The organism is Rhodococcus cercidiphylli (assembly GCF_033042225.1).
Lineage (GTDB): Bacteria > Actinomycetota > Actinomycetes > Mycobacteriales > Mycobacteriaceae > Rhodococcoides.
This window is the reverse complement of record NZ_JAWLKE010000007.1, coordinates 390,858-413,309: the sequence shown is the minus strand read 5'-3', so window position 1 is coordinate 413,309 and position 22,452 is coordinate 390,858. Positions and strand designations below refer to the sequence as shown.

The 22,452-nt window shown below is 64.7% G+C and carries 22 protein-coding genes and 1 pseudogene; 12 read left to right on the top strand and 11 right to left on the bottom strand.

Annotation, left to right across the window (positions count from 1 at the left end; all coding sequences use genetic code 11):
* Positions 1 to 20: 20 nt before the first annotated feature.
* From R3P95_RS20205 to R3P95_RS20195, 3 genes are read left to right on the top strand one after another with little or no spacing between them, the layout of a single operon-like run.
* On the top strand, positions 21 to 947 hold the full coding sequence (locus tag R3P95_RS20205) for a 5-dehydro-4-deoxyglucarate dehydratase (protein WP_317533455.1): 927 nt from the start codon (positions 21 to 23) through the stop codon (positions 945 to 947).
* Entirely contained in the window at positions 947 to 2,215 is a 1,269-nt protein-coding gene (locus tag R3P95_RS20200; protein WP_394855315.1) for a glucarate dehydratase family protein, read from the top strand. Before R3P95_RS20205 ends, R3P95_RS20200 begins: the two co-directional genes overlap by 1 nt.
* Before the next feature lie 50 nt (positions 2,216 to 2,265).
* The gene (locus R3P95_RS20195; protein ID WP_149406945.1) at positions 2,266 to 3,213 is read left to right on the top strand and encodes a GGDEF domain-containing protein; all 948 of its coding nucleotides are present in this window, start codon (positions 2,266 to 2,268) and stop codon (positions 3,211 to 3,213) included.
* Between the two features lie 22 nt (positions 3,214 to 3,235).
* Here the strand turns inward: R3P95_RS20195 and R3P95_RS20190 are convergent, their stop codons facing one another.
* Complete coding sequence (locus R3P95_RS20190) at positions 3,236 to 3,778, bottom strand: TetR/AcrR family transcriptional regulator (protein WP_317533457.1); 543 nt, start codon at positions 3,776 to 3,778, stop codon at positions 3,236 to 3,238.
* A gap of 81 nt (positions 3,779 to 3,859) precedes the next feature.
* Here R3P95_RS20190 and R3P95_RS20185 point away from each other — a divergent pair, with 81 nt between their 5' ends.
* The gene (locus R3P95_RS20185; RefSeq protein ID WP_317533458.1) at positions 3,860 to 4,786 is read left to right on the top strand and encodes an alpha/beta hydrolase; all 927 of its coding nucleotides are present in this window, start codon (positions 3,860 to 3,862) and stop codon (positions 4,784 to 4,786) included.
* 4 nt (positions 4,787 to 4,790) lie between these two features.
* Here the strand turns inward: R3P95_RS20185 and R3P95_RS20180 are convergent, their stop codons facing one another.
* Positions 4,791 to 6,176, bottom strand: coding sequence for a sensor histidine kinase (locus R3P95_RS20180; RefSeq protein WP_317533459.1), 1,386 nt, complete (start codon positions 6,174 to 6,176; stop codon positions 4,791 to 4,793).
* Between the two features lie 6 nt (positions 6,177 to 6,182).
* Positions 6,183 to 6,857 carry a response regulator transcription factor gene (locus tag R3P95_RS20175; RefSeq protein WP_317533460.1) on the bottom strand — a complete coding sequence of 225 codons (675 nt, stop codon included), beginning with the start codon at positions 6,855 to 6,857 and terminating at the stop codon, positions 6,183 to 6,185.
* Positions 6,858 to 6,970: 113 nt separating this feature from the next.
* Between R3P95_RS20175 and R3P95_RS20170 the strand changes: the two genes are divergently transcribed.
* The 5 genes and pseudogenes from R3P95_RS20170 (at position 6,971) to R3P95_RS20150 (ending at position 10,173) form a co-directional block, all read left to right on the top strand.
* Positions 6,971 to 7,231, top strand: coding sequence for a hypothetical protein (locus R3P95_RS20170; protein WP_149406941.1), 261 nt, complete (start codon positions 6,971 to 6,973; stop codon positions 7,229 to 7,231).
* Positions 7,228 to 8,187: pseudogene (locus R3P95_RS20165) on the top strand (FAD:protein FMN transferase). Before R3P95_RS20170 ends, R3P95_RS20165 begins: the two are co-directional and overlap by 4 nt.
* A complete protein-coding gene (locus tag R3P95_RS20160) occupies positions 8,184 to 8,741 on the top strand; it encodes a ferric reductase-like transmembrane domain-containing protein (protein WP_149406939.1) in 558 nt (185 codons plus the stop codon). The pseudogene R3P95_RS20165 and the gene R3P95_RS20160 overlap by 4 nt, the downstream one beginning before the upstream one ends.
* Positions 8,738 to 9,952, top strand: a complete 1,215-nt coding sequence (locus tag R3P95_RS20155) for an NADH-ubiquinone oxidoreductase-F iron-sulfur binding region domain-containing protein (RefSeq protein WP_317533462.1) — start codon at positions 8,738 to 8,740, stop codon at positions 9,950 to 9,952. The genes R3P95_RS20160 and R3P95_RS20155 overlap by 4 nt, the downstream gene beginning before the upstream one ends.
* Positions 9,949 to 10,173: a ferredoxin gene (locus R3P95_RS20150; RefSeq protein ID WP_317533463.1), complete on the top strand. Its 225-nt coding sequence runs from the start codon at positions 9,949 to 9,951 to the stop codon at positions 10,171 to 10,173. Before R3P95_RS20155 ends, R3P95_RS20150 begins: the two co-directional genes overlap by 4 nt.
* Here the strand turns inward: R3P95_RS20150 and R3P95_RS20145 are convergent.
* Genes R3P95_RS20145 through R3P95_RS20130 form a run of 4 tightly spaced genes read right to left on the bottom strand, consistent with a single transcriptional unit; the run spans position 10,166 to position 14,755 of the window.
* Positions 10,166 to 10,831 carry a TetR/AcrR family transcriptional regulator gene (locus R3P95_RS20145; RefSeq protein ID WP_317533464.1) on the bottom strand — a complete coding sequence of 222 codons (666 nt, stop codon included), beginning with the start codon at positions 10,829 to 10,831 and terminating at the stop codon, positions 10,166 to 10,168. The genes R3P95_RS20150 and R3P95_RS20145 overlap by 8 nt on opposite strands.
* Entirely contained in the window at positions 10,828 to 11,673 is an 846-nt protein-coding gene (locus R3P95_RS20140) for an SDR family NAD(P)-dependent oxidoreductase (RefSeq protein WP_317533465.1), read from the bottom strand. Before R3P95_RS20140 ends, R3P95_RS20145 begins: the two co-directional genes overlap by 4 nt.
* On the bottom strand, positions 11,670 to 13,208 hold the full coding sequence (locus tag R3P95_RS20135; protein WP_317533466.1) for a flavin-containing monooxygenase: 1,539 nt from the start codon (positions 13,206 to 13,208) through the stop codon (positions 11,670 to 11,672). Before R3P95_RS20135 ends, R3P95_RS20140 begins: the two co-directional genes overlap by 4 nt.
* Before the next feature lie 56 nt (positions 13,209 to 13,264).
* Entirely contained in the window at positions 13,265 to 14,755 is a 1,491-nt protein-coding gene (locus R3P95_RS20130; RefSeq protein ID WP_317533467.1) for a SulP family inorganic anion transporter, read from the bottom strand.
* Between the two features lie 377 nt (positions 14,756 to 15,132).
* Here R3P95_RS20130 and R3P95_RS20125 point away from each other — a divergent pair, with 377 nt between their 5' ends.
* Both R3P95_RS20125 and R3P95_RS20120 read left to right on the top strand, forming a co-directional pair.
* On the top strand, positions 15,133 to 16,719 hold the full coding sequence (locus tag R3P95_RS20125) for a ribonuclease J (RefSeq protein WP_373454847.1): 1,587 nt from the start codon (positions 15,133 to 15,135) through the stop codon (positions 16,717 to 16,719).
* 158 nt (positions 16,720 to 16,877) lie between these two features.
* Positions 16,878 to 18,134, top strand: a complete 1,257-nt coding sequence (locus R3P95_RS20120) for a lipase family protein (RefSeq protein ID WP_317533468.1) — start codon at positions 16,878 to 16,880, stop codon at positions 18,132 to 18,134.
* A gap of 8 nt (positions 18,135 to 18,142) precedes the next feature.
* On the opposite strand, the gene R3P95_RS20115 is transcribed toward R3P95_RS20120, so the two are convergent.
* Positions 18,143 to 18,550 (bottom strand): MerR family transcriptional regulator, encoded by a 408-nt coding sequence (locus R3P95_RS20115; RefSeq protein ID WP_149406932.1) that lies wholly within the window; start codon positions 18,548 to 18,550, stop codon positions 18,143 to 18,145.
* Between the two features lie 30 nt (positions 18,551 to 18,580).
* Positions 18,581 to 20,089 (bottom strand): SulP family inorganic anion transporter, encoded by a 1,509-nt coding sequence (locus R3P95_RS20110; RefSeq protein WP_269595170.1) that lies wholly within the window; start codon positions 20,087 to 20,089, stop codon positions 18,581 to 18,583.
* Positions 20,090 to 20,243: 154 nt separating this feature from the next.
* On the opposite strand from R3P95_RS20110, the gene R3P95_RS20105 reads away from it, so the two are divergent.
* Entirely contained in the window at positions 20,244 to 21,137 is an 894-nt protein-coding gene (locus R3P95_RS20105) for a LysR substrate-binding domain-containing protein (RefSeq protein ID WP_317533469.1), read from the top strand.
* Between the two features lie 141 nt (positions 21,138 to 21,278).
* On the opposite strand, the gene R3P95_RS20100 is transcribed toward R3P95_RS20105, so the two are convergent.
* Positions 21,279 to 21,443 carry a hypothetical protein gene (locus R3P95_RS20100; protein ID WP_156399697.1) on the bottom strand — a complete coding sequence of 55 codons (165 nt, stop codon included), beginning with the start codon at positions 21,441 to 21,443 and terminating at the stop codon, positions 21,279 to 21,281.
* A gap of 321 nt (positions 21,444 to 21,764) precedes the next feature.
* Positions 21,765 to 22,397: a class I SAM-dependent methyltransferase gene (locus tag R3P95_RS20095; protein ID WP_235386886.1), complete on the bottom strand. Its 633-nt coding sequence runs from the start codon at positions 22,395 to 22,397 to the stop codon at positions 21,765 to 21,767.
* Positions 22,398 to 22,452: the final 55 nt, after the last annotated feature.

Below are 22,452 nucleotides of genomic sequence, written 5' to 3'. Positions count from 1 at the left end.
TAGTTCTCGAGGAGACCACCATGCTCGACGGAGTCCTGTTCTTCCCCGTCACCCCGTTCACTGCCGCCGGTGAGGTCGATTACGACCTGCTGGCCGCGCACATCGCGAAGGGTGTCGATGCGGGACCCGGTGGAGTGTTCATCGCGTGCGGCACCGGCGAATTCCATGCTCTCGAAAGCGAGGAGTTCGGCAAGATCGTGCGCACCGCGGTCGACGTCGTTGCCGGCCGCGTACCCGTGTACGCCGGTGCAGGCGGATCCGTCGCCCAGGCAAAGGCATTCGCGGCGAGCGCGGAGGCCAACGGAGCCGACGGAATCCTGTTGCTCCCGCCCTATCTGGTGACGATGCCGCAGGCCGGGTTGGTCAACTACACCAAGGCCGTTGCCGGCGCCTCGGATCTGCCACTGATCGTCTACAACCGCGGCAACGCTCGCTTCACCGAGGACTCGGCCGTCGAGGTGGCGCAGCTGCCCACCGTCGTCGGATTCAAGGACGGCACTGGTGATCTCGATCAGGTCGGCCGCATCGTTCGCGCGGTACTGGACGCGCTGGAACCGTCGGGCAAGCCCTTCCAGTTCTTCAACGGCCTGCCCACCGCCGAGGTCTCGCAGCAGGCCTACCGGGCCATCGGTGTCACGCTGTACTCCTCGGCAACGTTCGCCTTTGCGCCCGAGCTTGCGCTGGCGTTCTACCGATCCCTCGACAGCGGAAACGAGAAGCTCACAGCCGCACTGCTGCGCGAGTTCTTCCACCCGCTGGTTCGCCTGCGCGACAAGGTTCCCGGCTACGCCGTCTCTCTCATCAAGGCAGGCGTGACGATGGAGGGCATCGCGGCAGGCCCCGTGCGTCCGCCACTGGTGGACATCAGTGCACCGCACCTCGAGGAACTGACCGCGATCGTCGCCGCCGGCCGGGCCGCGCTGGCGGACGAGCTCGCGGTGCACTGATGCAGGATCCGATTCTGATCACCGGCGCTCGGATCACCCCGATCGCGTTCGTCGACCCTCCGTTGCTCAACACCGTCGGTGTACATCAGCCGTACGCACTGCGCGCCATCATCCAGCTCGATACCGATGCAGGCGTCGTCGGACTCGGTGAAACGTACGCCGACACCGCACACCTGGCTCGTCTCGACGCGGCGGCCCAGGCCATCACCGGCCTGGACGTGTTCGCACTCAACGCGATTCGTGACGCCGTCGACTCCGTACTCGGAACCCTGTCGATCACCGGTGGTGACGGCGTCGCCGGAATGATCACCACGGCCAGCACCACCGACCGTGTGTTCTCACCCTTCGAGATCGCCTGCCTGGACGTCCAGGGAAAAGTACTGCAACGACCGGTGTCGGATCTGCTCGGCGGCAAGGTGCGCGATTCGGTTCCGTTCAGCGCGTACCTGTTCTACAAGTGGGCTGCGCATCCCGGGCAGCAGCCCGACGAATGGGGTGAGGCGATCGATCCGGAAGGCCTGGTTCGGCAGGCTCGAAAGATGATCGACGAGTACGGCTTCGAGGCCATCAAGGTCAAGGGCGGCGTCTTCCCGCCCGACGAGGAGATCGCCGGTATCAAGGCCCTGCGGGAGGCATTCCCCGGGCTACCGCTCCGGCTGGACCCCAATGCAGCGTGGACCGTCGACACCTCCATCCGCGTTGCCGCCGAGCTCGACGGCATCGTCGAGTATCTCGAGGACCCGACACCAGGACTCGACGGGATGGCCGAGGTCGCGCGAGAGGCGAAGATGCCACTCGCCACCAACATGTGCGTCGTCGCGTTCGATCATCTACGGCCCGCGGTGGTGAAGGATTCGGTGCAGGTGGTGTTGTCCGATCACCACTACTGGGGCGGCCTGCAACGATCGAGGTTGCTCGCCGGTATCTGCGAGACCTTCGAGCTGGGTCTGTCGATGCACTCGAACAGCCACCTCGGCATCAGTCTGGCCGCCATGGTGCACCTGGCCGCGGCGACGCCCAATCTGACCTACGCCTGCGATACGCACTGGCCGTGGAAGAACGAGGACGTCGTCGTACCCGGGGTGTTGAACGTCGTCGACGGTGCGGTGGCCGTGCCCACCGGGCCGGGGTTGGGCATCGAGATCGACGAGGACGCCCTCGCAGCGCTGCATCAGCAGTACCTCGACTGCGGTATCCGCGATCGCGACGACACCGGCTACATGCAGAGCATCGATCCGAGCTTCGAGAACACGTGCCCACGCTGGTAGGGGGCTAAACTCGCCAGCAGGTCGTGGGGACCGTGCGAGAGGCTAGTGGTGTGAACAGTGGCTGGCAGTACTCTCCTGCGTCGGTAGCGCGGACGTCCGGGGTCAATTGCCTCGTCAGCGGGTTGGTCGGTGTCGTCATCGTCGTCGCGGCGTCCCCCCGGGCCGCCGCGGTCCTGTGTGCGTTGGCTGTGCTGTGGTGCGCACTGGGCGTCTACATGATCGCCGCAGCACCGGTACTTTCCCGGCGGCTGTACCTGTTGATGCATCTGTCGGGCCTGACGAGTATCGCCTTGTTCTGCACCGCTGCGGGCGGCGAGATCGCGGCTTTGTCCGGGATCTTTCTCCAGCTACTGTTGGTGACGCCGGCGTTCATCGTCCTGCCCAACCGTATCGCTTGGCGTACAACGGTTCTCAACGCGAGCTACATCGCGTACCTGGGCCTCGTGGTGGGAGACCTGCACCCTGTTCTGGTGGTCAACGCCGAGCTCGTCCTCGTGGCAATCGCGATCTCTGCGGCCTGGGTCCAGAGCGTTGCATCGACCTCCGAGATCGACGATCTGACCCGACTCGCGAATCGGCGGCGATTGACCAGAGAGCTGGACGCTCGGCCGGGAACGGTCGCGAGCGGAAAGATCGACGCCGTCGCCGTGGTGGACATCGATCACTTCAAGGTGATCAACGACGACTTCGGGCACGCGGCAGGCGATCACGCACTCGTCACCGTCTCGGATGCATTACGCAACTGCCTCCCGCCGCAGCATCTGCTGAGCCGCTCGGGCGGCGACGAATTCACCGTGCTGTGCGTCACCGGCACGGGTGCCGAGCTGCGCACCGCCATCGATCGAGTGCGGACGGAGTTGCCCGCGGACCTGACGATCTCGGTAGGGGTGGCATGTCGACAGGACGGAGAGACCGCCCGCGCGACCCTCGAGCGCGCCGACCGAGCGCTGTACGAGTCGAAGAAACTGGGCCGAAACCGAACGACCATGCACGACTGACGTTCCAGCGATCCGACGACCGTCAGACGCCGACCTTGCGGAACAGCAGATCGATGATGGCGCGTTTCGACGCCTCGTCCTGCGGGTGCGTCAACATGGCCTCGACGACGAAGACGATCATGCGAGTCGTCGGTTCGATCTCGGCTTCACCGACCTCCTCGCGGCGTAGCTCGGCGGCGATCCACTGCTCCCACAACGAGTGAAAATTGTTGTGCCATTTGTCGAGACACGAGGATACCGAGGTGCGGGAGTGCACTGTGTCGACCAGCCGGTGATACTTCTCCAGCTCCTCCACCACCCAGAGGACCTGCTCGTTCACCGAGAGCCCGGTGAGCGCGGCGAACCGAGCCAGCGCATCGGTGTGAATCTCGTCCAGCACCCCGACGAGTAGCTCGTCCTTGTCACCGAAATACCAGTAGATCGTATTGGTGGTCACTCCGGCCGCAGTCGCGATCCGCCCCATCGGCGTGTGCTCGTAGCCGTCGTCGACGAACAGCGACCGAGCGGCGCTCACGATCTCGGAGCGCTTCTCGGCGCGATCGACGGGTCGACGGTTGCGCGGCATGTCGACATCTTATCTTGATCATCATTCAAGACAGTGCTAGCTTCTTGAATGCCGATCAAGGACCAGACGAAGGACCACCACATGAGCGCCGACGACCAGGCCGGATACACCCGCACCGACGAATGGTTCGACTCCGAGGGAGTGCGCTGCGCCGCTGCGGTGTATCGGCCGACCGGAGCCACCGCCGACACACCGGCCGTGGTGATGGCCCACGGATTCGGCACCCCGCGTGCCATTCGCCTCTTCGCCTATGCGGAGATCTTCGCCCGCGCGGGCTACACGGTTCTCGTCTTCGACTACCGCCACTTCGGCGACAGCGACGGCCAGCCGCGGCAGCTCCTCGACATCGGCAAGCAGCTCGTCGACTGGACCAACGCCGTCGCCTACGCCAGGACTCTCGACGGTGTGGACTCCGCTCGCATCGTCGGTTGGGGCACCTCCTTCGCCGGCGGACACGTGCTCACCAGGGCAGGTGCCGGAGAGAATTTCGCCGCTGTCATCGCTCAGGTTCCGCACGTCGACGGCATCGCAGCCGTGCGCGCCACCGGACTTCGGCGCACCGTGAAGCTCGCCCCATCGGCGGTGATCGACCAGATTCGCGCAGTGCGCGGCAAGTCCCCCCGCTACGTCGAATCCGTCGGCTACCCCGGTGATGTCGCTGTGATGGCCACGCCCGACGCCGCGCCCGGTCGCGACAAACTTCTCGCCGAGTCCGGGCTCCAATCCGGCGCCTACCCCGAAACCGTTGCAGCACGGATCCTTCTACGCATCGGGCTGTACTCGCCGGGTAGGACCGCGTCGAAGATCACCTGTCCGGTACTGGTGCAGATCATGTCGGAGGACGCCATCACGCCGGCGGCGGTGTGCCAGAAGGTCGCGCGCAATATTCCCGACGCCACCGTGCACATCCACAAGGGTGGGCACTTCGACCCCTACGTGCAGCCGCTGTTCCCGACCATCGTCGAGGAACAACTGGCGTTCCTGAAAAGGGTTGTGCCGGTGCAGTAGACCCTCACCGGGGAAGCCTGATCTCGAATCGAGCTCCCCCGGTGGCGGCATCCGTCACCCGCACGCTACCGCCGTGCGCGGCTACAGTATCGGCGACGATCGCCAGGCCGAGACCGGCACCTCCCTCGTCCCGGGTTCGCGACGAGTCCAGCCGAACGAAGCGATCGAACACTCGCGTCCGCTCGGACACCGGCACTCCCGGACCGTCGTCGTCGATCACGATCACCGCATCATCTCCGGACACCGAGCAGGACAGCATGATTCGTGATTCCGCGTGCCGAACGGCATTGTCGACGACATTGCGCACCATGCGGGCCAACGCGTAGGGGTCGCCGCTCACTCGGACCGGAACGATGGACAACTCCGTCGCTACATCGGACGTGGCCTGAACACGTTTGGCCTCCTCGTACAACAGATCCTCCAGATCCACGTCACCGGAGACGGCAGCAGCGTCGGTTTCGTCGGACCGTGCGAGAACCAACAGATCTTCGATGAGCCGGCGCATCCGCCGCGCCTCGGGAAGCAACGAATCGTTCACCAGCGCCGCATCGCGCAGTTCGGGTCTCGCCTCCGCCAACTCCAATGCCGCCGTGATCGTCGCCAAGGGACTCCGCAATTCGTGTGAGGCATCGCTGACGAAGCGTTGCTGAGCGCGCTGGCCCGCCTCCAGCCGCTCGAGCATGTGGTTCATCGTGAGTGCGAGACGGGCGATCTCGTCGTGCGTGTCGGGAACCGGAACACGTTCGATCAGTCGAGCTCCCGAGATCGAAGCGACCCGAGACCTGATGTCCTCCACCGGACTCAGGGCGGCACCGACCAGCCGATACGTGGCGAAGGCCACCAGAGCGACGACGAAGGGACCGACCGCGACGAGCAGGAGCGCCACCGTGCCCACCACCTTCTCGACCGGCTCCCGGTCGGCCCCGACCACCACGGTCGCCCCGCCCCGAGCCGACGTCACTCCCGTCGCGAACACCCAGAACTCACCGATTCCGCGGATATCCACTCGGCCGAGGTCCTGCACCCCCGACGACGGAACCTGCTGCGTCGTCAGCGGTGTGGTCGCATCACCGCGTGAACTCTCCAGCACCGCCCCCGATGCGTCGACGACCTGCACGATGCCCACCTGCCCATCCGTCGCGAGCAGAGAGTTCTCGACGCGCGGCCCCCTGTCGTCGTCTCGATCCTCGGATTCCCATTGTTGAGCGATGAGCGCCACGCGGGCAGAGGCCGCCGACACGGCCGACCTCTCGAGCGAGGAGTAGAGGACACCGACCAGCGCACCACCCGCCGCGATCAGGCACACAGCCACGACGAGCGTCGACGCCACCGCCGATCGCACGCGAACCGTCCACGATCGAGGCCGAAGCATGTCTGTGTGCAGGCGCATCAGGAGTCAGTGCCCCGCGGCGATGCGGTAACCGGCACCACGCACCGTCTCGATCAGTCTGGTCTCGAACGGGAGATCCACCTTCTTGCGCAGGTAGCCGATGTAGACCTCCACGATGTTCTCGTCTCCGTCGTAGTTGGCGTCCCACACCGAACGTACGATCTCGGATTTGTTCGCCACCACGCCGTTTCGCCTCATCAGGTATTCGAGCACGCTGTACTCCCGCGGAGTCAGCGCCAATTCCGTCCCCTGCCGGGTCACGCGGTGGCGAGAGGGGTCGAGCTCGAGGTCCCCGACCGTCAGAACCGCCGGGCGCGCCGGTGCACCCCGTCGAACGAGGGCACGCAGCCGAGCGACGAGAACAACGAACGAGAACGGCTTGACGAGATAGTCGTCCGCACCGAGATCGAAGGCATCGGCCAGGTCGTATTCACCGTCCTTCGCCGAGAGCATCAATATCGGCGTCCACACCCCTTGCTTACGCAGGTCTCGAACGACGTCGTACCCCTGCTTTCCCGGCAGCATGATGTCGAGCACGATCGCGTCGAAATCGCCGGTGACCGCACTGTCGAAGCCGTCGATGCCGTTGTACTCGACTTCCACGACGAATCCTTCGGCATCGAGACCACGACGGATGGTCTCCGCCAGGAGTTTCTCGTCCTCGACCAGTAGTACTCGCACAACGCCCTCTCGAATCGTTGGGGCGGCAGGGAACACGAGTACATCAGATCGACGGCCCATCCGTGCAGGATCTTTCAGCGATCCTTCAGCTCCACCGCCGCACACTGGTCTCCATGAACACACCGGAGCAGGGGTACCGCCGCACCCGCATCGCGACTGCGGCGATCGCAGCCCTCGGCATCACCGTCTTCGGCGGAACCGCGACACTGGCGTACCTCGACACACACGAACCCGAGTCCACGGCAACGGTGGCCGACACGGTGGACAGCGACGATGCAGCCACCGCACCGACATTCGGTTCGGCCCCTCGCGTCACGACGCCCAGCACCACATCCGGCTCCGGTGCCACACACGCCAGGACCCAGGGATCGTGACCGGCGTCGCTGCAGGGACGACCACGGCCTCCAGGAGCTGGTCGGTGTGGGGCTGCGCAGCCGAGCTGTCGGTCACCGAACCCGGCACCATCGAACACGCAGAACGCATCGTGCGTGCCGAACTCGCCGCGGTCGATGCCGCCTGCAGCAGATTCAGGCCCGATTCGGAACTGTCGATGCTCGCGCGGGCCGGCGGTCGTCCCACCTCCATCAGCCCGACTCTGCACGCTTTTCTCGAGGCCGCACTCTCCGCCGCGCGACTGACCGGCGGAGACGTAGATCCCACCGTCGGTTCGGCACTGGTGCACCTGGGATACGACCGAGATTTCGCTGATCTCGGTCCGACGGTCCCGCCCTGCGATGAGATCGAATCTGCCATCAGCAGAACCGGATTCATCACGGAAAGCGACTAGTCGATGGTCACCCTGGGCGAGGATCACGTCACGATCCCCGACGGCGTCGGTCTCGACCTGGGTGCCACGGCCAAGGCACTGACGGCCGATCGGTGTGCCCGCGCAGTACACGACGAGCTCGGGACCGGCGTGCTCGTCTCCCTCGGTGGCGATATCGCCACCAGTGGGCCGTATCCCGACGACGGCTGGCGTATCGAGGTGTGCGACGGTGAGGGCGAACCTTCGACCGTCGTCGTCATCGGATCCGACACCGGGGTGGCGACATCGAGCACCCTCCGACGACGCTGGATGCACGAGGGGCAGATGCTCCATCACATTCTCGATCCGCAGCTGGCGCGTCCGGCCGAACCCTTCTGGCGCACAGTGACAGTGATTGCCTCCAGCGCTCTCACCGCCAACACGGTCAGTACCGCGTGCATCGTTCGAGGGCCGGCCGCGACGGCCTGGCTCGACCGGATCGGACTGCCCGCCCGGTCGGTGGCCGCCGACGGCACGATCATCCACAGCGGCCACTGGCCCGACGACGGAGAGGACCGATCATGAGTGAGGCACTATGGGCACTGGGCCGTGGCTCGGGCATGGCCGCCCTGGTCTTGCTGACCCTCGCGGTGGCATCGGGAATCCTCACTCGGTCGGGGCGACCCCTGTTGACCGTGCCCCGGTTCGGGGTCGTCGAATTGCACCGCAGCACCGCACTTCTGGGATCGATGTTCGTCGGCATTCACATCGTGTCACTGTTCTTCGACCCGTATGCGCAACTGCACCTGATCGACGCGATCGCTCCCTTCGCCGGGGCGTACAAGCCGTTCTGGCTCGGACTGGGCACCCTCGCATTCGATCTGCTGATCGCGATAACTCTGACCGGGTTACTCCGACACCGACTGGGGCTCCGCACTTTCCGGGCAGTGCATTGGCTGTCGTACGCACTGTGGCCGATCGCGTTGGCCCACGCTCTCGGCAACGGAACCGATTCGGGGAGCGGATGGTTCCTGGCCACCGCGTTCGCCTGCACGGTGGTCGTCGCCTCGGCCACGACCTGGCGACTGCGCCGCAACTTCCAAGAACACCAGCACACCAGAGTGAAGGTAAGCCGATGACCGCACCGACATATCTCGCCGAGTCGCTGCTCGCACAGGACGGCACGAACGATCTGCGCCGTCACACCGAGCTCTACGGAGCACGTCCACCCGACGACGGGTCCCTGGTGGATGCCGTCGTTCGGTCCGGCCTCCTCGGGCACGGCGGCGCGGCATTTCCCACCGGCGCGAAGATGCGCTCGATCACCGGCCGCAAGGCAGTACTCGTCGCCAACGCTGCCGAGGGAGAACCGTTGAGCCGCAAAGACCGTGTGCTGCTCGATCGGTCGGTGCATCTGGTGCTCGACGGTATCGCCGCGACAGCGTCCGCCATCCGTGCCCGAGACTGCTACCTGTATGCGCCCCCGGCGCGCGTCGACGCCGTCCAGGCGGCCGTCGACGAACGACGTCGTACCGGCTGGGATCGCACCAAGATCCAGGTGATCGCGGCCGCTCCCGGCTTCGTCTCCGGCGAGAAGTCCGCGGTGATCTCTGCGATCGAGGGCGGTCCGGCACTACCCCGGGACAAGAAGACACGCGCGTCGGAGGCCGGGGTTCGTGGACGACCCACCCTGGTGCTCAATGTCGAAACCCTCGCGCACATCGCCCTGATCGAGCGATTGGGACCGCAGTGGTCCCGTTCGCGGGGAACGGCATCGGAGCCCGGCACCATGCTCGTCACTTACTCGGGCGCAGTGCGACGCCCCGGCGTCGCCGAGGTCCCTCTCGGTGCGTCGATCGAGGAGATGCTCACCCATGGTGCGGGCGTCGACCTACGCTCGGTGCGAGCAGTGCTACTCGGCGGATTTCACGGCACTTGGGTAGACCGTGACGCGCTGACCGGGCGCACCATGTCCCAGGAATCGTTGGCAGACATCGGGTCCCGCCCCGGCGCAGGCATCGTCCACGTCCTGGGGACCGGCTCGTGCGGCCTGCTGGCCACCGCCGAGTTCGTCCGCTATCTGGCGAACGAGAGTGCCGGGCAATGCGGTCCCTGCCTCAACGGTCTGCCGCGATTGGCCGACGCGTTCTCACGACTGTCGATCGGCGACGACGCCGACGGCGCGATCACCGAGATCGCGCGCTACACGCGACTGGTCGACGGCCGCGGCGCGTGCCATCACCCCGACGGAACCGCCCGCCTGATCCGATCGGCGATGTCGGTCTTCGCTCAGGACGTACACCTGCATCGACTGGACACGTGCGAGATTCACCGAGGACGGATCCGATGACCACCGACCACCGACGTGGGGCGGTCCTGCACATCGACTGGACACGCTGCGACGGACGCGGCGTGTGCACCGAACTGCTCCCCGACACTCTCATCAGAGACGAGTGGGGTTATCCACTCGCCCGCCACGGTGGGAGCACCGTCGTCCTCGAAGGAAGCGACGCACAACGAGCCGCGGATGCCGTTCGCCTGTGTCCACGAATGGCGTTGCGCATCAGGTAGATCGTGTGGTCGGCAGGGCGAGGGGCGCGACGATGTTGGCCAGCATGGTCGCAATGGTCGCAACGACGATGCGTCGGTCTGCGGCGTAGCCGCTCTGATACCAGGTCATCGCGGTGTGGCTGATGCCGCCGATGGCCGCGGTGGCGAGCAGGTCGACATCCAGATCGGGGCCCGAGGGAACATCGCCCGCGAACGTACGGAGGTAGCCGAGCAGCAGTGTTCCGAATTGCTGCATCACCGTCAGGTACGTCTGCTCGACTCGGGGGCTGACCCCGAGCACCTCCATCCACACCACTCGGGCCAGGTGCGGATCTTCGATGACCTGGAAGAAGGGGTCGAGCAACTGCTTCGCAACATCCCTGAGATCACCGTCCCGGTCCACCTGCACGATTGCGTCTGATACCGAATCGGTGAGGTGCGCAATGCATTCGGCGTAAACGGCGAGCAGCAGGTCCTCGGTCTTGTCGAAATGCCGATAGAAGTCTCGATCGGCGATCTTGGCCTCGCGGCACAGTCCGCGGACCGTCGCGGCGCGGTACCCGACGCTGCCGAACACCCGTAGCCCGGCGTCGAGCAGCTGCCGCCGCCGGCGATCATCGCGGTCGGCCGCGCTCTCACCGCCGTAGGCGCGACCTGCGGCTTCGGACACCGTGCTCATGACCGTCGGGCATCCAATTCGGCAGTAAGACGGATCAATTCGGCGTCCCGCTCCATCGCGGCGTCCATGATCGGGTTCACGATGCCGCGCAGTATCGAGATCGGGATCCAGCGACCGGGGACGGCGATACGCGCAGCCCGCCGTCCGATACCTCGAACGGCCACGCGCGCGAGCTTGTCCGGCGTGATCGGACGGAGCAGCGGCGAGGGAAAAGCCCGGTCGATCATGGCCGTCGCCACGTCGTCACCGCCGAACGCGACCTCGGCGATCGGCGTCGCCACCCATCCCGGATACAGCACTCCAGCCGTCGCTTTCGTGCCCGCAAGTTCCGCGCGCAAAGCACGACCGAGCTGCTCGACCGCCGCCTTCGAAGCCGCGTACGGCGCATTCGCCAGGCCGTTGAGGTACGCGTACGTGGACGAGGTGAGCAGCACGTAGCCCCCGGACTCGACGATGTGCGGCAGAGCGGCCCGCACCGTGTTCCACACGCCGATCAGGTTGACGCCGATGACCCGCTCGAAGACTCCGTCGTCCACGGAGCGAACGGTCGATGCCTGTGCACCACTGGAGATTCCGGCGTTGGCCATCACTACGTCGAGCGTGCCGAAGGTGTCGATCGCGGTTGCGACGGCTGCGTCGAGCTGCTCGCGCACCGTGACGTCGGCGTACGCGATCGCCACGCGCTGGTTGCCCAGCTTCGCCGCCACCGATTCGAGATCGGTGGATTTCATGTCGACCAGAACGATCGAGGCACCACGTCGATGCAGCGCGGTGGCGACGGCGGAACCGATACCGCCTGCCGCGCCGGTGATCAGCGCGACCTGGCCGGTGTGCTTGCTCATGCCGATACCTCGTCCTTCGTCGTCGCCTCGGTGGACGACCGGTGGATGTGATGAGCCTCGGGTCGAAAACGCTTGGCCCACCGGCGGAATGTGAAGCTGAACCCGGGGAACATGGCAACGACGTGCCCGGATTTGGACTGGTACCAGCTGTGGCAGCCACCGTCCTTCCAGACGGTGCCCTCCATCTCGCGATGAATCGTGTCGGTGTATTCCTGCTCGGCAGCTGCGGTGACCTCGATGGCCGTCGCACCCACCTGCCGGACGGCGTCGACGGCCCGCACGATGTACTCCATCTGCGCCTCGATGAGGAAGATCGCAGAGGTGTGGCCGATTCCGGTGTTCGGTCCGGTGACGACGAACAGGTTGGGGAATCCGGGAATCGTGGTGCCGAGGTAGGCACGTGGGTAGGGATCCCAGACGTCGGACAGGGCCCGGCCGTCACGTCCGATCACCGGGTACGAGATGACTCCGTCGGTGGCGTCGTATCCGGTGGACCACACCAGAAGATCGACATCGACGTGTTCGCCTGTGGTGGTGACAATTCCGGTCTCGGTGATTTCCGAGATGCCGTCGTTCTTGTCGTGCAGGGTGACGTTCGCCTGCCCCAGCGCGGGATAGAGCGTGTTGGACAGCAGAACCCGCTTGCACCCGATGACGTAGTCCGGGGTTACTTTCGCTCGAAGCTCGGAATCCGGCACCTGAGACTCGATGTGCTTCAACGCAGTTCGCTGCGCCACCGCCTTCAACATCGTCCGCGAGTACTTGAAGCCGATGATGCGAGTTTCGAGACTCCAGTAGATCCCCGCGCGGACCAGCCTGCGGATCGGTTCCAACTTCAGCAACCTGCGCTGCCACGGCGTGAATTCGCGATCGTGACGGGGCATCACCCAGTGCGGGGTGCGCTGGAAAACGTGCAGCTGCTCCACGTCGGGTTGGATCGCAGGGATCACCTGCGCGGCACTGGCACCGCTGCCGACGATGGCCACCCGCTTGCCGTCGTGGTCGTACCCGGTGTCCCAGTCGTTCGTGTGAAACTGCTTGCCCTGAAACTTCTCTCGGCCAGGGAACAGCGGCACGACGGGAGTGCTGAGGGGTCCCGAGGCATTGACCACGAACTTCGCCGCATACTCGCCGCGCGAGGTGGAGATCGCCCAGTGATCACCGACCCATTCGATCTTCTGCACATCCGTGTTCGCATGTGTTCGGGCAGGCAGCCCGTTGGAATCGAGCACGTGCTGGGTGTATCGGTCGAGTTCCTCGCGTTCGGCGAACATCCGCGTCCACTCGAACGGCTCCGACGCAATCGAGTAGAGCGGACTCTGCACGTCGACGGCTGCACCCGGGTAGCGGTTCTGCTTCCACGTGCCACCGAGGAAGGGACGCCTTTCGAGAATCACGAGGTCGTCGATTCCCCGATCGAGCAGTGCTTTCGCGGCGCACTGGCCACCGAAACCGCTGCCGATGATCACCGCGGTGTGAATGTGCATGCTGACGAACCCCTCCCGCACGAAACGCGATCCGATGACGCGCGTCATCACTTTAAAGTGATGACGCGCGATTCCGCAATGGTTTCGGAACCGGACTTGCTGCGTCAGTGCCCGGCGGACAGCTGCCCACTCAATCGAACGTGCCGTTCGGCAGATGCGGCGTTCAGGCCGATGATCCGGGCATGTTTGCCCTTCGCCTCGTACTTCGAGGTGATGGCATCGAGGGTCGCGACGGTCGATGCATCCCAGATGTGCGACTCGGACATGTCGATGACAACGTTCTTCGGATCCCCCACGTAGTCGAACTGATAGACCAGATCGTTGCTCGACGCGAAGAACAACTCACCCTTCACCGCATACACCCGAGTCTCCTCGTCGGGATGGGCCACATCGACCACCTCGGTCAGGTGGGCGACCCGTCGAGCGAACAACACCATCGCGGTGACCACTCCCACCACGACTCCGTAGGCCAGGTTGTGGGTGGCGACGGTGACGACCACGGTTGCCAGCATGACTGCCGTTTCACTTTTGGGCATGCGCCGCAACGTCTTCGGATGAATGCTGTGCCAATCCATCGTCCCGATCGCGACCATGATCATGACGGCCGCCAGAGCGGCCATCGGAATCAACGCCACGACATCGCCGAGTCCGACCACGAGGATCAAGAGAAACACACCGGCGAGGAACGTCGAGATGCGCGTCCGGGCACCCGAGGCCTTGACGTTGATCATCGTCTGGCCGACCATCGCGCAACCACCCATGCCGCCGAAGAAGCCGGTGATGACATTGGCTGCGCCCTGGCCCCAGCTTTCGCGGGTCTTGTTCGAGTGAGTGTCGGTGACGTCGTCGACGAGCTTGGCGGTGAGCAGCGACTCGAGCAGTCCGACGATGGCCATGGCGAACGCGTACGGAGCGATGATGCTCAGAGTTTCGAGATTCAGGGGAACGTCGGGAAACAGCAGTGCGGGCAGGCTCGACGGCAATTCGCCCTCGCCGCCGACGTTGGGGACGTTCAGCGCGAACACCATCGTGGCAACGGTCAGCAGCACGATGGCGACCAGAGGTGCGGGAACGACGGAGGTGACCTTGGGGAGCAGGAACATGATCAGCAGACCGACGGCCACCAGCGGGTACACCAGCCACGGAACTCCGATGAGCGACGGGAACTGCGAGGTGAAGATCAGAATTGCCAATGCGTTGACGAAGCCCACCATGACGCTGCGAGGAACGAAGCGCATCAGCTTGGCAACGCCGAGGACCCCGAGAACCACCTGGAGGACGCCGGCGAGGATGACGGTGGCGATGAAGTAGTCGAGGCCGTACTGCTTGGCGACCGGGGCGATGACCAGGGCAATCGCACCGGTGGCCGCGGAGATCATCGCGGGACGACCACCCAGGAACGCGATGGACACGGCCATCGTGAAGGACGCGAACAGGCCCACTCGCGGATCGACACCGGCAATGATCGAAAAGGCTATGGCCTCGGGAATCAGCGCCAACGCGACAACCAGGCCGGCCAGCACCTCGGTTTTGAGCATTCGGGGGGACCGCAGGGCACCCATGACGGTAGGAATCCGCTCGGCGGAGTCGCTCATATCTCTCCATTCGTGATCGATGGACTTCACGTGCCGACCAACGGCCGCTCTCATCCATGGGTGGGCGCATCGCTGCGCCCGAAGGCTTTGTTCGTGGAGCCCGATGGGCATCTCACGCGTCCCGCACACATCAGGTGGGGAGAAACAGTCGGGAAACTGATCCCTACTCTTACGCAACAGTAGAGTTGACGCAAATCGGCAGTCTTCGGACCGGGGTCGACACCAGGTCGGAGGCCCCCCGTAGCGTAAGAGGCATGTCGAGATCACCACGGAACCGCAGATCCCCCGCCGCACCGAGAAAGCGATCCTCCTCCGCGCTCCAGGCAGGGCACCTTCGCGTGATCGCGACCGGCGGTCTCGGCGAGATCGGTCGGAACATGACCGTCTTCGAATACGACGGAAAACTGCTGATCGTCGACTGCGGCGTCCTGTTCCCCGAAGAGCACCAGCCCGGCGTCGACGTCATCCTCCCCGACTGGAGTTGCATCCGCGATCGTCTCGACGACGTCGTCGCGATCGTCCTCACCCACGGTCACGAGGACCACATCGGTGGCGTCCCGTACCTGCTGCGCGAGCGCGGTGACATCCCCGTCATCTCGTCACGTCTGACACTGCACTTCCTCGCTGCCAAGTTCGAGGAGTTCAAGGTCTCGACAAAGCTGATCGAGGTCGAGGCGGGCCAAACCCGTCAGGAAGGCCCGTTCGAGCTCGAGTTCATCGCCGTCAACCACTCGATTCCCGACGGTCTCGCCATCGCCATTCGCACCGACGCCGGGCTAGTGCTGCACACCGGCGACTTCAAGATGGACCAGTTCCCGCTGGACGGCCGGATCACCGATCTCCGCAGCTTCGCACGCCTCGGCGAGGAAGGGCTCGATCTGCTCCTCGTCGACTCCACCAACGCCGAAGTTCCCGGGTTCATGGTCTCCGAACGCGATCTGGTCCCGGCCATCGAGAAGGTGTTCCGCGAAACGACGGGGCGCGTGATCGTGTCGAGCTTCGCCAGTCACGTGCACCGCATTCAACAGGTACTCGACGCCGCGCATGCGCAGGGCCGCAAGGTTGCGTTCGTGGGCCGATCGATGGTGCGCAACATGAAGATTGCGACCGATCTGAACTACCTCGATGTGCCCGACGGGCTCGTCGTCGATCTACCGAAGCTCAACAGACTCCCGGCGAACAAGATCACGCTGATCTGCACCGGATCGCAGGGCGAGCCTCTCGCGGCGCTGTCGCGGATGGCGTCGGGTGAGCATCAGATCAAGGTCGGCGACGGCGACACCGTGCTGATGGCGAGCAGCCTCATTCCCGGAAACGAGAACGCGATCTACCGCGTCATCAACGGTCTCGTCGACAAGGGTGCACGCGTGGTGCACAAGGGAAATGCGAAGGTGCACGTCTCCGGTCACGCCAGCGCAGGTGAGCTCGTCTACTGCTACAACATCCTCGAACCCGCCAATGTGCTTCCCGTACACGGTGAGTCGCGACATCTGCGCGCCAACGCCGATCTCGCGATCAGGACCGGCGTTCCCCGCGATCGAGTGTTGATCGCCGAGAACGGAAGCGTCATCGACCTGTTCGACGGCGTCGCGCAGATCACCGGCTCCGTCCCCATCGAACTGATCTACGTCGACGGCAGTGCCGTCGGCGGTGTGACGGAGGATTCGCTGGCGGAACGTCGCCTGCTCGCGAACGAGGGCGTGCTGACGGTCATCGCGATCGTGGACCCCGACACCGGCCTGCTGGTCGACGACGTCGACTTCATCGGACGCGGATTCGCCCACGAGGCCAACGCTTTCGACTCACTCGCCAAGGCGATCGGCAAGACTCTGACCCGCGAGAGCGACGGTAACGTCGCCTCACGCGAGCACATCGAGAAGCGCATCGTGCAGGAATCGGCGCGATGGGCCAAGCAGACCCTGGGCCGTCAGCCCCTCATCGTCCCGGTGGTCGTCGACGGCTAGAGGATCTCTTGTCAGTGGCGAGGTGACGTGACGCTGAAACATTTCATCATGGTTCGATCCGAGAAAAGAGTGCGTTCGGCCCCTGTAGATGGTTCCGGCCCCTAGAGTCGTTTGGAAAGCTCCGGTAACGATCCGGAACTTGGACCGGGGGGTCTCAGATGGGGAAGTTTGCGAAGTTCGGCCGTCGGTGTGCAGCGGCGGTCGCTGCGGTTTCGTTGGTGGTGTCGGGCGGGCAATGGTCGGCGGGTGCCGATCCACTCGGCGATTTCCAGAATCCACCGCGAACCGCCGAATCGATCGCCGCGACACCGCTCGACGATCCGTGGGTCGTTCCGCCGCCCGGATACGAAACAGCCGCTCCCGGAACAGTTCTGCGGACCCGCAGCGTCACCGTCGGACCACTTGTCACCCCGGTCACCACCACCCAACTGCTGGTCGCCTCGACCGACGCGAAGGACCGCCCCGCTGCCATCGTCACCAGCGTCATCGTCCCGACCGCACCCTGGACCTCGCCGGGTCCGCGCCCTGTTGTTGCCTACAACATGGCCATCGATTCGCTCGGTGCCACGTGTGAGCCATCGTGGACCATGCAACGCGGCATCGCTCCGGAATTGGCACCCGTGCAGCTGCTTCTGGCGCGGGGCTACGCCGTCGTAGTCACCGACCATCAGGGGCCACGCCATGCGTACGCCGTCGGACCGATGGCGGCGCACGCCGTACTCGACGGTCTGCGCGGTGCGGTCACGACCGCCGCGCTCGGCCTGGACCCGACCGCGCCCCTGGGTATTACGGGCTACTCGGGTGGGGCGATCGCATCGGGCTGGGCCGTGCAGGAGGCTCCGGCCTACGCCCCCGAACTGAACATCGTCGGCGCAGCGTTCGGCGGAACGCCCACCGACTTCGCGCTGCTACGTCAGTCCATGAACGGCAACGCAGCGTCGGCGGTGTTCCTCGCGGCAGCGATGGGCGTTGCGCGCGAGTACCCGGAGATGCTGTCGCTCTACAACGACGACGGGTGGCGGCTCGCACAGGCGTCGAAGGACCTGTGCATCGTCGGGATTGCACCGTTGGGAATCGTTGCTCCGATCCGCATCGAGTCACTGTCCATCACTCCCGATGCGTTCGATTCGCCGCTGGCGCGCGCGGTTGCCGATCAGAATCGATTGGGAGACGGCGGAACCCCGACGGCACCGGTGTTCCTGTATCACGGACAGCAGGAGTTCTGGATTCCGAAGGAAGGTCCCGAGGCCGTGTTCGACAAGTGGTGTTCACGCGGAGCCGACGTCCGCCTCGAGGAATACCTGGGTGAGCACAGCATCGTTGCCGGCAGTGGAGCTCCCGGTGCATTCGCGTGGTTGGACGACCGCCTCGCGGGAATTCCGGTTCGACCTGGATGCAGTAGCTTCGGCCGCTAGAGCCGAACCTACTCGCTCCGGGCTGCTGCCCCGCGAGTCGACAGCACCTCGGTCAGTTCCTCGGCGTAGGCGAGCTGCCGCCGCAACGTGCGGCAGCTTTCCTCTGCCTTGGCGTGGCATTCACGAACGAAAGCCGCGGCCGACGACCGATCGTCGTCGGTCGCGTTCGCATCGCCCAGAACGTCGAGGGATTCGAGTAGCTGCTTCATCTCGGCCAGCGTGAAGTCCAGAGGCTTCATCCGACGGATGACGAGCAGGCGTTCGACATCGGACTCGGTGTACAGCCGAAAGCCGCCGACGGTCCGAGCAGAGGGCGTGACCAGGCCGACGTCGTCGTAGTGACGCACCGTACGGATGGACAGCTCGGTTCTCTGAGCTACCTGTCCGATCTGCATGTGCATGCCGTCGTCTGCCATGTGCCGCCTCTCCTCGATCGCCCACCCTAGTCAGTGTTCGGCACCGAGGTTTCCACTGAGGCGGTCGTGCCGCTCGATCGACGACGCGTTCAGGCCGACGATCTCCACCGTCTTGCCCTTCGCGGCGTACTTGGTGGTGATGGCATCGAGGGTCGCCACGGTCGATGCGTCCCAGATGTGCGACTCGGACATGTCGATGACGACGTTCTTCGGATCTCCCACGTAGTCGAACTGATAGATCAGATCGTTGCTCGACGCGAAGAACAACTCACCCTTCACCGCATAGACGCGGGTGTCCTCGTCGGGATGGGCCACATCGACGACCTCGGTCAGGTGGGCGACCCGTCGAGCGAACAGCACCATCGCGGTGACCACACCGACCAACACGCCGTACGCGAGGTTGTGGGTGACGACGGTGACCGCGACCGTGGCCACCATGACGAGGGTCTCGCTCTTGGGCATGCGCCGCAACGTCTTCGGATGAATGCTGTGCCAGTCGAAGGTGCCGATGGAGACCATGATCATCACCGCGACGAGTGCGGCCATCGGAATGAGCGCGACGATGTCGCCGAGACCGACGACCAGGATCAGCAGGAAGACTCCGGCCAAGAATGTCGAGATCCGCGTACGCGCACCGGAGACCTTGACGTTGATCATGGTCTGGCCGATCATCGCGCAGCCGCCCATACCGCCGGTGAATCCGGTGACCAGATTCGCCACACCCTGACCCCAACCCTCGCGGGTCTTGTCGGAATGCGAATCGGTGATGTCGTCGACGAGCTTGGCCGTCATCAGAGACTCCAGCAGGCCGACGAGCGCGATTGCCAGCGCGAACGGCGCGATGATCGACAGTGTGTCGAACGTGAACGGCACGTCCGGAATCAGGAACGACGGTAGCGAGGACGGCAGTTCGCCCTCGTCGCCCACATCCGGAACCGCCAACGCGAAGACGAGTGTGACGCCGGTGAGTATCACGATCGCGATCAGCGGTGCCGGCACGATGGTCGTCAGCTTGGGCAGGAAGAACATGATGAGCAGGCCCACGGCGACCATCGGGTAGACCAACCACGGCACCCCGATCAGATACGGCACCTGGGAGCTGAAGATCAGGATCGCCAGCGCGTTGACGAATCCGACCATGACGCTGCGCGGAATGAATCGCATCAACTTGGCGACACCGAGAACGCTGAGCACGACCTGCAGTACTCCGCCGAGAATCACTGCTGCGATCAGATAGTCGAGGCCGTACTCGCGCGCCAAGGGGGCGACGACCAGGGCAATCGCTCCGGTGGCCGCGGAGATCATTGCCGGCCGGCCCCCGACGATGGAGATGGTGACGGCCATGGTGAACGACGCGAACAGCCCGACGCGAGGATCCACGCCGGCGATGATCGAGAACGAAATGGCCTCCGGAATCAACGCCAGCGCCACGACCAGGCCTGCGAGCACTTCGGTCTTCAGCCGCTTCGGCGAGCGCAATGCACCCAGCACCGAGACGTCTTCGACGGCGGTGGCAGGCACCTGGGCAGCTCGAGACACGACGGCTCCATTCGATGAGTGCAGGGGACGTCCTGCGCGGGCGACTCTACTCTTACCGGAGGGAAGGTTGCTACTCGTCGCCACTGTCGGCTCTCCGCTAGATTGATATGACAAGGCATGCCGGAACCGCCAGCGCGATGCAAGGAATGAATCGATGTTCTCGCTCAACAGGTTGTCCTGCTTCATCGCCGTCGCCGAGGAACTGCACTTCGGCCGCGCTGCCGAGCGTCTGCACATGACGCAGCCGCCCCTGAGCAGGCAGATCCAACAGCTCGAAAGCGAGGTCGGGGTCCAGCTGATCGACCGCACCAGCCGATCGGTGACTCTGACGGCAGCAGGCCTGGCCTTTCTACCCGAGGCGCGACGCATCCTCGACCTCGCCGAAGGAGCACTGCTGACGGTGCGACGCGTCCCCACCGGCGACCTGGGGACTGTGGTCGTCGGATTCACCGGCGCATCGGCGCATGCGGTGCTGCCGCAGTTGCTCGACGCCGCACGCGAGAAGTTGCCCGACGTGAAACTCGTTCTGCGCGAGATGGTCTCGGCGGTGCAGATGGAGTCCTTGGCCGTCGGCGATATCGATCTCGGGTTGGCCAGGCCACCGCTCAAGCGTCCGGGCATCGCGTCGCGGCCGGTGCTGCACGAGTCGTTGATCGCGGCGATGCCCGACACTCATCCGCTGGCCGAGAAGAGCGAACTGTCGGTGGAGGACTTCGACGAGCAGCCGATCATCATGTATTCACCGGTCGATGCGCGGTACTTCCACGAACTGCTGATCAGTACCTTCACCATCGTCGGGGTGTCTCCGCGCTACGTGCAGTACGTGACCCAGGTCCACACGATGCTGGTGCTCGTTCGTTCCGGCATCGGATTGGCATTGGTGCCGGAGTCCGCGTCGACCATGCGGCCGGAAGGTGTTGTGTTCCGGCCGGTTCGGACCGTGAAGGAACGTCCCGTCGAACTCGACGCCGCCTGGCGAGTGGACAACGACAACCCGGCACTGCACCGCTTCATGACCGATGTGCTGCCGGCGCGGGAGTGGTCGTGATTATTTCCTGCTGATCGAGCCGTGGTTCGACAGTGCCCGAAGCCGGTCTCGGTCGAGTGCTCGTGTGAATACGGCGCGCCTCGAAAGCCAACGAAGGCCCGCACCTGGTTGGGAGCGGGCCTTGTCGGGTTCGTGGGTTGCTCAATCTTTGGGCGGCTTGGTGTCTTTGCCAGCTGCGACGTCACGGAGCCATTGCGGGACGGGCTTATTGTCGTACTCGCGGAGCTTGATGGATGCTTCGGCGGCTGCGGACCGGACTTTCATCGAGCGTCCACGGCCCGCGGGGCGGTTCTCGGTGGTGGTCATCGGGGGTCCTCCGTCTCTGTGTCGTTTTCATTGTCGCCGGTTTCGGCAGGTTCCGCCAGGTCGTCCTGTGGCTTCACGGTGAGATCTGCGATCGCCTGCAGCGTGTCGCGATCGGAGCGCGCGATGAACGGAGTCGTGGCAACGGTGCCGAACACTTTCCAGCCGAGTGCGGCTTCGTCGTCGTTCTCGCTGACGGTCCTCTCGAGGCACCAGGTGATGCGTTGCCAGGTTCACTGTTGGACAGTTGTGTCCGGGGAGCTATCAAAGATCACCCAGGATCGGCTGTCGTGTGCTGCGCGGCCCGCGGGCAGGTACTTATAGTCAGCTGCTTGGACTTGCTCGCCAGGTGATAAGGATGCGGTTGTAGAGGAGTCGACGTACTTGGGCATCGGGAAGAGCGGCGTGGGTGTTATTACGAAGTTGTCGGAGGGTCTCCGGGGGAGGCCAGCTGACGGGTGCGGTATGCCTCCAACTGCCCCGCAACCGTTTGACAACTGCGGTGGAAACCCATGTGGCAAACCAATACGGGGCTTCGCGCGCTGATGGTTTGACGAAGGTCACCAGAGCAAGAGTCCCGCCGGGACGCACCAACGCGGACAACCGGCGGAGCGCGGCGCGGGTATCGCCTAGGTGGTGAAGGGTGGCATTGGAAACCACTGCGTCGAAGCTGTGTTCGGGCAGATCTACGATCGCGACGTCACCGTTCATCCACCGAACAGGGACGTCCGGGAACCGCGCCTCGGCGCGTTGCAGCACCGGTTCATCGACGTCCAAGGCAGTTACCCGCGCAATACGCCTGGCCAAGCGGGCGGCCAGGAACCCGTCACCGCATCCGACGTCGAGGACATCGTGCGCGTCGGAAGAAACCAAGGAGTCGAGCAATCCGTCGTAGTGAATGTTGATGTTCCATGGACGCTCTTCGTGGCTCGGGTCGCTATCAGGTTCAAGTGTCACGTACGGCGCTTTCCTGTAGTCGAGATTTCGGCTTGCCGCCACCGGAGAGCTGGCA

Bases quoted from the DNA above. Each gene is read 5' to 3' on its own strand.
- R3P95_RS20205 (WP_317533455.1), top strand. From the start codon at position 21: ATGCTCGACGGAGTCCTGTTCTTCCCCGTCACCCCGTTCACTGCCGCC.
- R3P95_RS20200 (WP_394855315.1), top strand. From the start codon at position 947: ATGCAGGATCCGATTCTGATCACCGGCGCTCGGATCACCCCGATCGCG.
- R3P95_RS20190 (WP_317533457.1), bottom strand. From the start codon at position 3,778: ATGCCGCGCAACCGTCGACCCGTCGATCGCGCCGAGAAGCGCTCCGAG.
- R3P95_RS20185 (WP_317533458.1), top strand. From the start codon at position 3,860: ATGAGCGCCGACGACCAGGCCGGATACACCCGCACCGACGAATGGTTC.
- R3P95_RS20180 (WP_317533459.1), bottom strand. From the start codon at position 6,176: ATGCGCCTGCACACAGACATGCTTCGGCCTCGATCGTGGACGGTTCGC.
- R3P95_RS20170 (WP_149406941.1), top strand. From the start codon at position 6,971: ATGAACACACCGGAGCAGGGGTACCGCCGCACCCGCATCGCGACTGCG.
- R3P95_RS20160 (WP_149406939.1), top strand. From the start codon at position 8,184: ATGAGTGAGGCACTATGGGCACTGGGCCGTGGCTCGGGCATGGCCGCC.
- R3P95_RS20155 (WP_317533462.1), top strand. From the start codon at position 8,738: ATGACCGCACCGACATATCTCGCCGAGTCGCTGCTCGCACAGGACGGC.
- R3P95_RS20150 (WP_317533463.1), top strand. From the start codon at position 9,949: ATGACCACCGACCACCGACGTGGGGCGGTCCTGCACATCGACTGGACA.
- R3P95_RS20145 (WP_317533464.1), bottom strand. From the start codon at position 10,831: ATGAGCACGGTGTCCGAAGCCGCAGGTCGCGCCTACGGCGGTGAGAGC.
- R3P95_RS20140 (WP_317533465.1), bottom strand. From the start codon at position 11,673: ATGAGCAAGCACACCGGCCAGGTCGCGCTGATCACCGGCGCGGCAGGC.
- R3P95_RS20135 (WP_317533466.1), bottom strand. From the start codon at position 13,208: ATGACGCGCGTCATCGGATCGCGTTTCGTGCGGGAGGGGTTCGTCAGC.
- R3P95_RS20130 (WP_317533467.1), bottom strand. From the start codon at position 14,755: ATGAGCGACTCCGCCGAGCGGATTCCTACCGTCATGGGTGCCCTGCGG.
- R3P95_RS20125 (WP_373454847.1), top strand. From the start codon at position 15,133: ATGACCGTCTTCGAATACGACGGAAAACTGCTGATCGTCGACTGCGGC.
- R3P95_RS20120 (WP_317533468.1), top strand. From the start codon at position 16,878: ATGGGGAAGTTTGCGAAGTTCGGCCGTCGGTGTGCAGCGGCGGTCGCT.
- R3P95_RS20115 (WP_149406932.1), bottom strand. From the start codon at position 18,550: ATGGCAGACGACGGCATGCACATGCAGATCGGACAGGTAGCTCAGAGA.
- R3P95_RS20105 (WP_317533469.1), top strand. From the start codon at position 20,244: ATGTTCTCGCTCAACAGGTTGTCCTGCTTCATCGCCGTCGCCGAGGAA.
- R3P95_RS20100 (WP_156399697.1), bottom strand. From the start codon at position 21,443: ATGACCACCACCGAGAACCGCCCCGCGGGCCGTGGACGCTCGATGAAA.